This window comes from Cohnella cellulosilytica, assembly GCF_042431195.1.
Taxonomy (GTDB): domain Bacteria; phylum Bacillota; class Bacilli; order Paenibacillales; family Paenibacillaceae; genus Cohnella; species Cohnella cellulosilytica.
Map to the genome: position 1 here is coordinate 133,876 of NZ_JBHMDN010000029.1, position 13,496 is coordinate 147,371.

General features: G+C 54.5%; 13 protein-coding genes. All 13 read left to right on the forward strand.

Going from position 1 to position 13,496, the window contains the following annotated elements:
• Positions 1–28: 28 nt before the first annotated feature.
• The 13 genes from ACFFT4_RS21230 (at position 29) to ACFFT4_RS21290 (ending at position 13,473) form a co-directional block, all read left to right on the forward strand.
• Positions 29–913, forward strand: a complete 885-nt coding sequence (locus tag ACFFT4_RS21230; protein ID WP_378050816.1) for a fumarylacetoacetate hydrolase family protein — start codon at positions 29–31, stop codon at positions 911–913.
• Positions 914–1,057: 144 nt separating this feature from the next.
• On the forward strand, positions 1,058–1,636 hold the full coding sequence (locus tag ACFFT4_RS21235) for a Uma2 family endonuclease (RefSeq protein WP_378050817.1): 579 nt from the start codon (positions 1,058–1,060) through the stop codon (positions 1,634–1,636).
• A 112-nt stretch (positions 1,637–1,748) separates the two neighbouring features.
• Positions 1,749–2,231: a hypothetical protein gene (locus ACFFT4_RS21240; protein WP_378050818.1), complete on the forward strand. Its 483-nt coding sequence runs from the start codon at positions 1,749–1,751 to the stop codon at positions 2,229–2,231.
• Positions 2,232–2,479: 248 nt separating this feature from the next.
• Complete coding sequence (locus ACFFT4_RS21245) at positions 2,480–3,256, forward strand: endonuclease/exonuclease/phosphatase family protein (protein ID WP_378050819.1); 777 nt, start codon at positions 2,480–2,482, stop codon at positions 3,254–3,256.
• A gap of 186 nt (positions 3,257–3,442) precedes the next feature.
• A complete protein-coding gene (locus ACFFT4_RS21250) occupies positions 3,443–3,952 on the forward strand; it encodes a hypothetical protein (protein ID WP_378050820.1) in 510 nt (169 codons plus the stop codon).
• Positions 3,949–4,266 carry a helix-turn-helix domain-containing protein gene (locus ACFFT4_RS21255; protein ID WP_378050821.1) on the forward strand — a complete coding sequence of 106 codons (318 nt, stop codon included), beginning with the start codon at positions 3,949–3,951 and terminating at the stop codon, positions 4,264–4,266. Before ACFFT4_RS21250 ends, ACFFT4_RS21255 begins: the two co-directional genes overlap by 4 nt.
• Before the next feature lie 293 nt (positions 4,267–4,559).
• Positions 4,560–5,105: a 50S ribosomal protein L25 gene (locus ACFFT4_RS21260; RefSeq protein ID WP_378050822.1), complete on the forward strand. Its 546-nt coding sequence runs from the start codon at positions 4,560–4,562 to the stop codon at positions 5,103–5,105.
• Between the two features lie 313 nt (positions 5,106–5,418).
• Positions 5,419–8,607 (forward strand): Ig-like domain-containing protein, encoded by a 3,189-nt coding sequence (locus ACFFT4_RS21265; RefSeq protein WP_378050823.1) that lies wholly within the window; start codon positions 5,419–5,421, stop codon positions 8,605–8,607.
• Between the two features lie 229 nt (positions 8,608–8,836).
• Positions 8,837–9,760 carry a hypothetical protein gene (locus ACFFT4_RS21270; protein WP_378050824.1) on the forward strand — a complete coding sequence of 308 codons (924 nt, stop codon included), beginning with the start codon at positions 8,837–8,839 and terminating at the stop codon, positions 9,758–9,760.
• A gap of 99 nt (positions 9,761–9,859) precedes the next feature.
• On the forward strand, positions 9,860–10,600 hold the full coding sequence (locus ACFFT4_RS21275; RefSeq protein WP_378050825.1) for an ABC transporter ATP-binding protein: 741 nt from the start codon (positions 9,860–9,862) through the stop codon (positions 10,598–10,600).
• Positions 10,593–11,342, forward strand: a complete 750-nt coding sequence (locus ACFFT4_RS21280) for an ABC transporter permease (RefSeq protein ID WP_378050826.1) — start codon at positions 10,593–10,595, stop codon at positions 11,340–11,342. The genes ACFFT4_RS21275 and ACFFT4_RS21280 overlap by 8 nt, the downstream gene beginning before the upstream one ends.
• Positions 11,343–11,344: 2 nt before the next feature.
• Entirely contained in the window at positions 11,345–12,787 is a 1,443-nt protein-coding gene (locus ACFFT4_RS21285) for a sensor histidine kinase (protein ID WP_378050827.1), read from the forward strand.
• Entirely contained in the window at positions 12,778–13,473 is a 696-nt protein-coding gene (locus ACFFT4_RS21290) for a response regulator transcription factor (RefSeq protein ID WP_378050869.1), read from the forward strand. The genes ACFFT4_RS21285 and ACFFT4_RS21290 overlap by 10 nt, the downstream gene beginning before the upstream one ends.
• Positions 13,474–13,496: the final 23 nt, after the last annotated feature.

Consider the following 13,496-nt stretch of genomic DNA (forward strand, 5'->3'; position numbering starts at 1 on the left):
CATACGAATAACGGGAGGATTTATCGACATGAAACTGCTCACTTTTATCCGGCAAGGAGCGCCGGCTCTCGGCGTGAAGACCGAGCGCGGCATATTGGACGTCGCGACTGCTGCGGCGGGACGGGAGGCTCCGGCTTCCGTCATGGAGGTCATTGCACAGGGCGCTTCGGCGATTGCGGCGCTCGCCGATCTGGCCGCGGCGACGCCGGCGGACAGCTCCGCTTGGCTGCGGGAGGACGATCTCGCATTCGGGCCTTGCGTGACGGAGCCGAAGAAGATCATCTGCGTCGGTCTGAATTATCGCAAGCACGCGGAGGAGACGAAGGCGGCGATTCCCGAGTATCCGATTCTGTTCAACAAGTTCGACAATACGATTGCCGCACACGGACAGGACATCGCCATCCCCCGCACGACCGACAAGCTCGATTACGAGGCCGAGCTTGTCATCGTGATCGGCAAGAAGACGAAATATGTCTCCCGCGAGCAGGCGCTCGACCATGTGTTCGGCTACTGCTGCGCGAACGATTTGTCCGCCCGCGATTTGCAGCTTCGCACGCCGCAGTGGATGCTCGGCAAGATCGGCGACGACTTCAGTCCGATCGGGCCTTATCTTGTAACGGCCGACGAAGTGGGCAATCCGAACGATCTTGCCGTCAAAACCTACGTGAACGGCGAGCGGCGCCAAAACTCCAACACATCGGATATGATTTTCGCCTGCGACGAGATCGTCAGCTACATCTCCCAGCATCTGACGCTGCTGCCGGGCGACATCATTCTGACGGGCACGCCGGAAGGCGTCGTTCTCGGTTATCCGAAGGAGAAGCGGGTGTACTTGAAGCCCGGCGACGTCGTCACAATAGAGATCGAGAAGCTCGGCTCGCTGACGAACCGCTTCGTGACGGAAGAGGCGTAAAGGGACGCGTCGCGAACAAACGAGTTGACAAGCCGATTCTTTTTCACCCATAATAAGGGGAAATAAAGGGGAAGCACCCCGCAAAGAGAGACACGATATTTGTGTTGCTTTGCGGGGTGCTTTTCGTATCGGGAGGGTATCGGAATGGACGACGGCAAGAGAGAAAAAACGGCTAAAGTCAAGGAGACGCACGGCACTTATTTTATCGATGAGAGATACGAGATTATCGGAGGGGTGAGGTACGATTTTCTGACCTCTCCCAAGTTTTCGCATCAGGACGTGCTTGGGCGTCTGTATTTGGCGTTTCATTCCGCCTGCTCGGAGGACGGCGTTATTTTGCTCGCCCCGATGGACGTTCATTTCGACGAAGCGAACATTTTGCAGCCGGACATTCTGTATATTCGCGGAGAAAACAGAGGCATCATCCGGGACGGCTATGTTTATGGGGCTCCCGATCTGGTCGTGGAGATTTTGTCGGGAAGTACGGCGCAAAGGGATAAAACGATCAAGAAATCGACTTATGAGAAATTCGGAGTCGGGGAATACTGGCTGGTCGATCCGGTCTATCGGCTCGTGGAACAATTCGCGCTCGTCGAAGAGAAGTATCGCCTGCTGGCGACCTTGTCGGAGGAGGACGAGCTTGTTTCTGCTACCGTGGCCTGCCTGACCGTCGACCTGTCGGCTGTGTTTGTGAAAGAGGAAGCGCCAGACGGTCTTGTGTAGGGAAAATCCCGCAGTGCTTAAAGAATTTGCGGAATGCGGAAGCAGGTGCTCTCCATATCGGTCCAGGTGAAACGCAAGTGTTGGGGAAATAAGCGAAAAGGATGTGAGAACAATGGGCAGCTATTATACAATTGGTGTTATTTCTTCCCTAAATGCCACTTCAACCGGATTGTTGACGCGTAAGGAATGGGTAGAGATTTTGAACGAGAGAGTAGATATTCAACTATTCGATTTGCGAATTAACCGCGACGAAGCGGAGGCATTCTTGCGACCGGATATTTTTAGCGAGAACATTGCCGACTTCTATAACGTGCTAAGAAGTATTTTGGGACAAGAAAGAAACCGAAATATCGATTATTACGAAAAAGAGTATGGCACTGAGCTGGAAGATTACCAATTCGCAGATACAACTCTTTACTTGCAACATCCAAAAGGCGATCACATTACGTTAGACATGAGTATTGCTTTGTTGTTTATCGAGGGAAAAGTGCTGGCGGAGGAGTTCGATACAGATCCGGTTCTGATAAATTGGTTATTTCGGCACAGCAATATCGAGAGTAAACTAGCTGGCTGCGTGATAAGCGCAATTGTGTAGAGGAATTCTTCGATATCGCGAGAACAACTGTCGCTTCTTTCGTTCACGAATAGGAGGGGAATCGGCATGAAAATCCAGAAAACGGACGAACGATTGTCGTTCGTGAAACTCCGGAAATGGCAAACTGGATGCATCTCCAAACCTAAAATAAAAATGCGGAAAAAGAATCGTAGGCAATAGTTTGGGATGAATAGCCCTGCTTCGAAGGTGTACAATGGGGGGGAAGTGAGTTTCAGGGAGGAACCGGGATGCTTGCGAAAATCATGACTTTTAATTTGCGCTTAAACGTAGCTTCGGACGGAGAAAACGCCTGGCCGAACCGGGTGAAGGCGGCCGCGGAGGCAATCAAGCGTCACGATGCGGATATCGTCGGTATCCAGGAAGGGCTGCTTCCCATGCTCAGGGATCTGGAGCCGCTGCTGCCGGAATACGCTTGGGTCGGCGAAGGGCGAGAGGGCGGAGAGCAGGGCGAATACAGCGCCATTTTTTACAAGAGGGGCAAATGGAAGGCGGAAGAAGTCGGCGGCTTTGGCCTGTCTGAGACGCCGGGGAAGCTTGGCGCGATGAGCTGGAATACCGCTTGCCCGCGGATGTGCACGTGGGCGCGGTTCAAGTCGGCTGCCGGCGAAGAGCTTGTTGTGTTCAACACTCATCTGGATCATTTGAGCGATGAAGCCCAGACGAAAGGTATGGAGCTGATTCGGCGGCGGATCGAGCGGTTCCGCGAGACGACCGTTCTTCCCGTCGTTCTGACGGGAGATTTCAACGTCGGTCCGGAGCATGCGGTCGTTTCCGGCCTGGAGCGGGCCGGTTACCTGAACGCCTATTCCGTTCTTCCGGAAGGCGTGCGCGGCGTTGGTCGAACGTTCCACGATTTTCTGGGCGGAGAGCCCGGAGAACCGATTGATTACGTCTTCGCGTCGCCGGATCTTGCGATTGTCGGCGTTGAGGTGGACCGCGGGCAGTACGACGGGCGTTATCCTTCGGATCATTATCCGGTCATTGCCGAGGTGTCGCGGGTATAAAGGAAGGTTCAAAGGCAGTCACGAGAATGTAAGAAGCGATAGGTATAATGCGGACTATCTGCCTTTTCATAGTTTCGTCCAAATAAGGGGAAGTAATGGGGAAGTACCCCGCAAAAAGAGACACGATATCCGTGTTGCTTTTGCGGGGTTTTTTCGTATAGAGAGGGGGAAGGAGGCGCAATTCGTTTGCGCTCCTATGTCGTATACGATATAATGAAAACACAAATTACCTTTGCGAAGATTCCTGGGACGAAGTTTGAACCAGCGTTCGAATTCATCCAGCAGATCGGCCGAGAAGCTAAAACCGATCCAGGCATGAGCCAACTGTTCGCGCTTATTATTCGAGGAATGAAGTTTCTCCAAACCTACGGCTTGCAAGAAGCGTTCAAACAGTATTTTGTTACGGATCTTGAGGACGGTCGTCCGTACACAATTAGGATAGCGAAGCAGTTGAAAGGTCACGTACCTCTCCTCGAGTTCCGCATCAATTTACGTCCGGTTGGCGCGTTTCGCGTGTTCTTTTTCGAATATGATTTCAAGGATCGGCAAATTCTCGTTTTTGCAAACGGGATGCTGAAACAATCGACGGATGACCCTGCTTTTGAAGCAATGGCAAGCCAAGTCGATGTCATGTACGCCAATTTTCTGAAGCAGCCCGAGCAATACATAAATCTCGAAGGAGAGGGATTGGTATGAGCGAGGAACGTTTGGAAAGCAGTTTTGAGAAACTGCTCGCGCAAGCGGAGGAAATGCCGGAGGTCAAAGAATATCTTGCGAGCGTATCGGTTTTTATCGGCGACATCGTATTGGCGCGCCGTTTGCAGCTAAAATTGACACAAGAGGAGCTTGCCAAGCTGGCGGGGACGACACAGCGTCAAATCTCATTGATCGAAACGGCGAAGGGCAACGTTGGACAAACGATTATCGACAACGTATTCAAGGCGCTGAATGTTAAGGATGTCTCGATTTCCTTCCACAACGAAGAAGCAGCCTCGGCCGTTGCGTTATAAGGCGTTATAGCTTGAGTTACAGCTGGAGCGGGCCGACCGGGACCGTAGTCTGCTTCTGCTGTCGACACCGCCATCGAACTATGATAGGATGAAGGAAACCCAGAGGCATTCCACTTCTTCCAGAGTGGAGTGCCTTCGTCTATATTTATGGGTTTTTACATTTAATGTATTCCTATCAATCCGTAAGGACATGGAGGTCGTGATGCTATGTTTCTCTATTGGTCCCCGTTCAGGGGAGATCCGACGGCTGCCGTTAAAGCGCTAAGATCACTCGTGTAAAGGAGAGGTAGAGCATGGCTGCATGCATTCATACGGAGAGACGTCCGCGGTTGAACGCTTCCGGGCTGCGGAATTTACGCCGGGAGGGGCGTCTGCCCGGAGTCGTATTCGGCAAAAATACGGACAACGAAATTATTCATATTTCCACCAAGCAATTCGAGAAATGGTTAAAGCAAGGGGCATCCGGTTTTATCGAGCTGGAGATGGAAGGCGAGAAGCCGTTGACGGTACTGCTGGAGGATCTTCACCGCGACCCGGTAACCCGTTCGCTTGTTCACGTGGATTTCCAGCTCGTCCAGACCGACAAGATCGTTCGCACGAAGCTGGCGGTGAAGCTCAAAGGTACTCCGGTCGGAACGAAATCGGGCGGCATCGTGCAGGTGCAGGACCCGTACGTAGAAGTGGAAGCCCTGCCGGCAAACTTGCCGTCCACGGTCGAGCTGGACATCAGCGAGATGGAAATCGGGGATACGCGGTTCGTGAAAGACTTGGAGCTGCCGCCGGAGGTGACGGTTGTCTCCGGGCCCAACGAGCTTCTCGTGGCGGTGTCCAAGCCGTAAAATAAGTCGGCTAATGAAGCCCGTTCATATCCATAGGTAAAATGTTAAAGGCTGTCCCGTAAGCGAGCAATTCCGCTTACGGGACAGCCTTTGCCGTTTCGGACGAGTTGACGCTAGGCGTACTTGAGACAAGCGCTTGAAATTGGGTTGAGAATATATTGGAATATTTAGAAAATCATATCATGACATTATATCCAATTACTTTTCTAACAGGAATTTTTTTCTATTCATAACTGAAGTATTGCTGTAGAATAAAATCATCGTCAAAATTCGAGTAAAACTTCTATGCATCCAGAGGAGGGAGTTTGAAGCTATGACATCGGGAACAGCCTCCGGGTCTGGTCGTACAAGCCCATTTAAGAGACGGATATTCGTCGTCCTGGCCATCTGCTTTATTTTGATTTGGAGCATGTCTTCAGCGCTGGGAAACGCGCATGCTGCTACAGCATTGGCCATCACTAATGAGCCGGAGGATATCGAGGTATTTGAAGGTTCCCCGGATCAAACGTTTTCTGTCGAGGCTGAAGGCGATGGCGTCTTGAGTTATCAATGGTATCGCTCTGATGAGAACGGCACTGTTCAATTGCCGGGTAAAGAGCAATCCATATTAACGATCCCGATCCCGGCATCTGCCTTTGAGTCGGACTATTACGTTGTTGTTTCCGACAGTGCAACCAGTGTAACCAGCCGATACGCCCACTTAAAAGTGAACGCGCTGGAGGTAGCTCCCGAGCCGACGATTGCAGCGCAGCCGGTAGGCAACGAAGATTTGGAAGAGGGCGATCCGGATCTGGAGCTCAGCGTTTCGGCAAGCGTCTATAGTGGAACGTTAAGCTATCAGTGGTATCGCAATACGACGAACAGTACGTCGGGCGGTTTTCTGCTGGAGGGCAAAACAACGAGTACGTTAACGGTATCGGCAGGCGGAGCTCACGATTCGTACTACTACGTCGTGGTGACGAATAGTATTCCCGACATGAAGACGTCAAGCGTAAAAAGCGGCACTGCCCATGTACTCGTAACGGATGTGACTTCACCGTCCGTAACGATTTCATCGGCCATAAACAGACCGACCGCGCAAGCTACATTTGCCATTAAGATTCTATTCAGCGAGCCGGTAACGGGGTTCTCGGCGCCAGACGTCTCCGTCGATAACGGCAGCCTCAGCAATTTTCAGGAAACAGGCGGTATACTGTATACCGCGGACATTACTGCGGTAGAGGAAGGCCCGGTTACAATCGGTATTGCCGCCAACGCGGCGGAGGACAATTATGGCCATGGGAATATAGCGGCAGCACCCTATGTCGTTACCTATGATACGACTGGACCCAAGGTCAACATTTCCTCGTCGGCCGCGGATCCGACGAATCAGTCGTCATTCGTCGTTACGCTGGCTTTTGACGAGCCGCCGCTCAATTTTTCGGCCGACGATATTGCGGTAACGAACGGGACAGCCAGCCAACTGCAATCGGCGGACGGCTTAACGTACACGGCAGTCATCCAACCGACGGTTGACGGAACGGTAACGGTTCATATGGCGGCGGGCGTGGTAAACGATGCGGCGGGCAACGCCAACACGGCGGCATTGACCTCATTCAGCACCGTCTATGACGCCACGGCGCCTACGGTAAGCATCACCTCATCGGCAGCGGACCCGACCAACCAGTCTCCTTTCGAGATGACGTTCACCTTCAGCGAAGCGGTCACCGGTTTTGTGCTGGGCGACATTGCAGTCACGAACGGAAGCGCAAGCAACCTGATTACTTCGGACAATGTGACCTATAAAGCAGAGGTTGCACCAAACGCAGACGGGCCGGTAACGGTCAATGTTGCGGCCGGCGCGGCAACCGATGCGGCGGGCAATGCGAACATCGTGGCTGCGGCACCGTACAGCATCGTTTTCGACAATACGCCTCCGGTACCGACTATTTTAAGTCCGGGCAACCAAACGCGAACGACCGACAAACGTCCGGAGATTAAAGGAACGGCGGAAGCCGGAAGTACGGTTACGATTACAATCGATGGCGACGAAAGCCATGTGCAAGCGGACAGCAACGGCGAGTGGCAGTTCAGGCCTGCAAATAACTTGCCTAACGGAACGCACACAATCACGGTTGACGCAACCGATCCTGCCGGGAACGACAGCGAGGTTCAGGCCGGGCTGACCCTTGTGATCTATACGGAAAGTACATCTGGGGGCACTGCAGAAAATACGCCTGAGGTCACTAAAGAAAATGAACCCGATCTCTATACGGACGTTTTGATTAACGGCAAAGCGTTTAAGCTCGGCAAGCTGACAGCAAGCCGACAAAACGACAGGTCGGTCGCAACGCTCACGATAGATGAGCGCGGACTGGAAACGATGCTTGCGGGAGAAGGGCCGCATGCAGTGCTCACGATTCCGATGAATACGGACTCCGACGTTCTGATCGGAGAACTGAACGGGCAAATCATTAAGACTTTGGAGCAAATGCAAGCAGTAGTAGAGTTAAAGACAAAGCACGCTACGTACAGGTTGCCTGCACAGCAATTTGACATCGACACCCTCGTTAAACAGTACGGCAATTCGATTAACCTGCACGACATTGCTGTACAGATCGAGATTGCAGCTCCGACAATAGACACGGTGCAGCTGCTGGAACGTGCCGCTAAGCAAGGAGGGTTTACGGTTGCAGCCCCTCCTGTAAGCTTCATTATAAGAGCTTCGCATGCGGGTAAGATTGAGGAAATATCGAAGTTCAATACGTACGTTGAACGGACGATCACTTTACCGAAAGGTGCAAATTCGAGCGGAATGACGACGGGAGTCGCGATTGAACCGGATGGAACGGTTCGCCATGTCCCGACCCGGATTGAAGTCGTCGACGGGAATTATACCGCGCATATCCATAGTCTGACGAACAGTATTTACGCTGTTGTATGGCATCCGCTTGAATTTGCCGATATGACGAACCATTGGGCGAAAGAGGATGTTAACGATATGGGCTCGCGGATGGTGATCGACGGTTTGGAAAACGGATTGTTCAGTCCTGATGATAGTATTACGCGTGCGGAATTCGCGGCGATTCTCGTGCGCGGGCTCGGATTAAAGCTTGAAAACGATCGGGAAGCGTTCTCCGATGTGAAATCCGCCGACTGGTACAGCGACGCCGTTCATACGGCTTATGCCTATAACCTGATCGACGGATTCGAAGACGGGACTTTCCGGCCTAATGACAAGCTCTCACGCGAACAAGCGATGGCTGTCATTGCCAAAGCCATGAAAATGACAAACGGACCCGGAGCGGCAACGATGACTGCCGAAGCGGCTGAAGAGACGCTGCGTTCCTATACGGATGCGGTCGATGCTTCCGTCTGGGCGAGAAGCGGTATTGCAAGCAGTGTAAAATCCGGAGTTATATTGGGCAGAAGCGAATCGGCGCTCGCACCCAAAGCGAATATCACAAGAGCCGAGGTTGCGGTTATGGTCAAACGTCTGCTCAAACAAGCCGGCTTGATTTAAGCTCTGCTCATTCTAGCGCTCACAGAATCGCCTCAGCTTCTATTCCGCTGAGGCGATTTTTCTTTTGTAATCGTGGCAGGAGTCGAATCGGCAGGCTGTTTATATAAATTTAATCTTTTTTAAGCGGCGCTTTAGAACCGATTTACGGGCAGTTTAGATCCGAAGGTTAAGATGAGTTCATGGAAGCCGCAATGGAATCCATGGAATCGAACCTAAGGAGGAGTAAGGAATGAACAAGAAGTTGGCAATGATCGGAGCGGGGGTGGTGGCGGGCAGCGTGCTGCTGATGTCTTCCGTATACGCGGGAGTCGGGAGCGCGTCCGGCTACGAAGCCTACAAAACGGCCATCAAGAATACGGCATCCATAGACAACGTTACCCACACGGTGAAGGTGTCCATAGAGGATAACGGCAAGCCGGTTATCCAGGTCGCCTCCACGATGAAGACGGACGGCGAACGCTCCTCGGGCAGCGCCGAGATCAGCCTGCCGGGCGGAGAGACGCAAAGCCTTGAATTTTTCCATCAGGACGACCGGCAAATTCTCAAATCGGGCAGTTCGGACGTCTATCGGATTCTCGAAACGGACAACGAATTCCGCAATCGCTTCAAGCACCGGGAGGACGAGGCCAAGCTTCACGATCCCGGCTTCTCCCGGGAAGTCGAGAAGGTGATCGACACGCTGGTCGGCAATCTGAAAAACGACGTGACGCTGAGCCAGGAGGGCGAGACGAAAGAAATCGCGCTTAAGCTGGAAGGCGGCCGAATCCCCGCTCTTGCCAATGCGATCGGCTCGCTGCTCATCCGGGAGAGCGGACGCGACCATCCGGTTTCGCCCCGGGCGAACGCGGACAATCCGCTGGGCATCGACCTGTCGAGCCTGAAGGACGGCCTGCCCAAGCTGACGGAAGAGATCAGAATCGACGCCGTGATTCTGACCGCGGATGTGAACGCCGACGATCTTCTCACGGAACAGACGGCCGAGATCCGTGTCAGCGGCAAAGACGCCGACGGCGTTCAGCACGAAGCGGTCGTGAAGCTGGAAGCGAGCCTGTCCGCATTCGGAGCGACGACGCCGGATACGGTGGATTTGACCGGGAAGTCGACCGTTACGGTGGACTTCGGCCGGGAAGCGGGCTTCGGCCCCCGGCGCTAAACGGCGGGAGGAAGCGGACGTAACGGAATTGCGGGTGCGGGGAGCGTCATGCCGGAGTGCGGCGCTCCCCCTTTCGTTTTCAGACGAGGAGGCTGACAGGTGGATAAGATTGTGGAGGTAGAGGCGGTAACGAAGCTGTACCGCAACCGGAGAGGAATTCGGGACGTGACGTTAAACGTTCGCCAAGGGGACGTCTACGGTCTCTTCGGGCCCAACGGCGCGGGGAAGACGACGCTGATGAAGACGATGGTCGGCTTAAGCCGGGCGGACAAAGGGACGATCAAGCTGTTCGGACACGACGTGACGACGCATTACGAGCAGGCGATGGCCAGGGTCGGCGTGCTGATCGAGACGGCGGAAGCTTACGAATACATGAGCGGGAGAAAAAATCTCGAGCTCGCCGCGAGAATGTATCCGGAGCTGCCGGCCAAGCGCGTGGACGAGGTGCTGGAATTGGTCGGATTAACGGCGGTTCAGCACGAGCGGGCGGGCAAGTATTCGCTCGGCATGAAGCAGCGGCTGGGCCTTGCCGCGGCGATGATATCGAAGCCGGAGCTGCTTATTCTCGACGAGCCGACGAACGGTCTGGACATTGAGGGGACGGTGCAGATTCGCGAGCTCGTCAAGCGGCTGGCGCGGGAGGAGCGGACGACGTTCCTGATCTCCAGCCACCTCATTCGCGAGATGGAGCTGATGTGCAACCGGATCGGAATCGTTCACGACGGCAGGATGATCCGCGAAGGAGTCTGCCGGGAGCTGCTGGAGGGACGTTTCGCCTCCTTGGAGGAGCTGTATATGCACGAAGTCGAACAAGACAGGAGGGCGATGGCGCATGCATAGCCTGTACGCAAGCTTGCGCAACGAAGTTTGGAAGCTCGCTTTGAAGAAGAAAAACTGGTTTTTCCTGCTGATGACGCTGGCCATTCCGGTCGGAGCGGGAATCCTTCTGGCGAACTTCCAGAGCGGATTCGGTCTCGGCGTGATGACTTCCGGCGATTATCCGATCGCCATGCTCGGGCTGTTCACGGGATTTCTCCTGCCGCTGTTCGTCTTCATGGGCGCGGCCGATCAATTTTCCGGAGAGCACGGCGACCGGACGATGAAGAACGCGCTGACAAGGCCGATCTCGCGCTTTAAAGTGTTCGCCTCCAAGCAGGCGGCGCTGGGAATAGCGATCTTGGTTTATCTGCTGGCTGCGCTGGTTGGCTCGTCGATCGCCTCGTTGTTTCTGAGCGGAAGCCTCAAGCTTGGCGATACGCTGGACTGGCTGATCGCCTACGGAGCGGCCTTCCTGCCGCTGCTGGCGCTTGGCGTTGCGGCGGCGTTCCTGGCGCAATTTTTCTCCAGCGGCATCGGGGCGCTTGCCGCCAGCATTTTGCTGTACGTCGCTTTGCGGGCGGGCGCGTTCTTCTTCCCGCAGCTCAATTCATACTCGCCTACCGCTTATTTGAACTGGCATACGCTATGGCTGGGAGACTCGCTGCCGGCCGGGCAGATCGGGAGCGTGTTTATGTTTTTGGCCGCCTGTTGTATATTGTTGTTTACAGCGGGTTTTTATTTCTTCGATAAAAAGGAGCTCTGATCGTGTCCATTCGCGTGAGGCTTGTATTGTCTTACCTGGCGATGCTTGTCGTGCCGGTGATCCTGTCGGCCATCGCCATCGCGGTTATTTTCAAGCTGGATGAAACGCGCGACAACCCGATTAAAACCATTTTCGAGCGGGAAAGCCGCGTCTATGCCGACATCAAGCTGACGAGCATTCGCGAGCCCGAGGCCTTCCTGGAGCGGGCAACGATCGAGGACTTCGAGCGGCGGCTCCGGGACATTCATATGCGTCTGATCGTTCGCATAGACGGCGAAATGTTCTACGCCGACCCGGAGCTGTCCCCGGCGGCGCTGGAAGCTTTGCCCGCGTTCGGAAGCGTGGAAGGCTACGAAGGCGGCTACAGAGGGAAAGCGATGATGGCCCGTCATGAGGATTTTCTGCTGCCGGACAAGAGGGAAGGCTCCGTATTCGTCATTTCGGACGCGAGCGTTTTTCCGAAATATCTGCAAAATTATTTTCTATGGATCGCTTCCCTCGTGATCGCCATCCTCGCTTTTACCAACGGAATATTGACTTACATGGTATCCCGCAGCATCATCCGTCCGCTGAGGGCGCTGCAGAAAGCGACGGAGGAAATCAAGGAAGGCAATCTGGGCTACGAGGTGGAGATTCGTTCCAAGGACGAGATCGGCAAGCTGAGCGCGGCGTTCGAAGAGATGCGCAAGAAGCTTATGAAGTCGGTGGAGCTTCAGCTCCAATACGAGGAAAATCGCAAAGAGCTTATTTCGAACATTTCCCATGATTTGAAAACGCCGATGACGGCGATCAAAGGATACGTGGAAGGCATTATGGACGGGATCGCGGACTCGCCCGAGAAGCTGGATCGTTACGTGAAGACGATCAACAGCAAAGCGGCCGACATGGACAGAATGATCGACGAATTGTTTCTGTTCTCCAAGCTGGACCTGGGCAAGCTTCCGTTCGATTTCGAGAAGGTGGATATCGGCGCTTATGTGCAGGATTGCGCCCAGGAGCTCGTTTTCGATCTGGATAAAAGGGGCATCAAGCTGGAGCTGAACGCCTTGCCCGAGCAGGCGCTGTTCGTCAAGGCCGATCGGGAGAAGCTGAAGCGGGTGCTCGTTAATATACTGGGGAACGCCATGAAATACATGGACAAACCGGACGGAAGGATCGGATTAACCGTCGAGGCGCAAGCCGGAGCGGCGGTGATCTGTGTAAGCGACAACGGCCAGGGGATTCCGGAGGACGCGCTGCCTTATATTTTCGACCGGTTCTACCGGGCGGACCCTTCGCGGAACTCGTCCACGGGAGGCAGCGGGCTCGGTCTGGCCATCGCCCGGCAGATTGTAGAGGAGCACGGCGGCGGCATCCGGGCGGAAAGCGAGCTCGGAGCGGGCACGCGGGTATATATCGAGCTGCCGCTCTGGGGGCGGACGCGGAAGGAGGGGGAATTCGGTTGAGCGGAATCTTGATCATCGAGGACGAGCAGAGCATCGCCGAGCTGGAGCGGGATTACTTGGAGATTAACGGATTTGCGGCGGATATCGAGAACAGCGGAGATCGGGGACTGCAGCGGGCGCTGGCTTCCGATTACGACTTGATTATTCTCGATCTGATGCTGCCCAAAGTGGACGGCTTCGAAATCTGCCGCAGAATCCGCGCGGAGAAGGACATTCCGATTCTGATGGTGTCGGCGAAGAAAGAGGACATCGACAAGATTCGGGGGCTGGGCCTCGGAGCGGACGATTACATGATCAAGCCTTTCAGTCCGGGCGAGCTGGTGGCGCGCGTGAAGGCGCACCTGGCCCGTTACGAGCGGCTGAGCGGACGGAGGGAAGCGCGCAATGACGAGATTCGCATCCGCGGCCTGAGAATCGACAGATCGGCGCGGCGCGTGTTCGTCAATGAGCAGGAAGTCGCTTTTACGACGAAGGAATTCGACCTGCTCAGCTATTTGGCGATGAATCCGAACCGGGTATTCAGCAAAGAGCAATTGTTCGATCAGATTTGGGGCATGGACGCGATCGGAGAGATCGCCACCGTCACGGTGCATATCCGCAAGCTGCGCGAGAAGGTCGAACTCGACCCGTCCGATCCGCAATACATCGAGACGATCTGGGGAGCGGGTTACCGGTTCCGTATCTGACCGCCCAATCCGTCGCGTCTGTC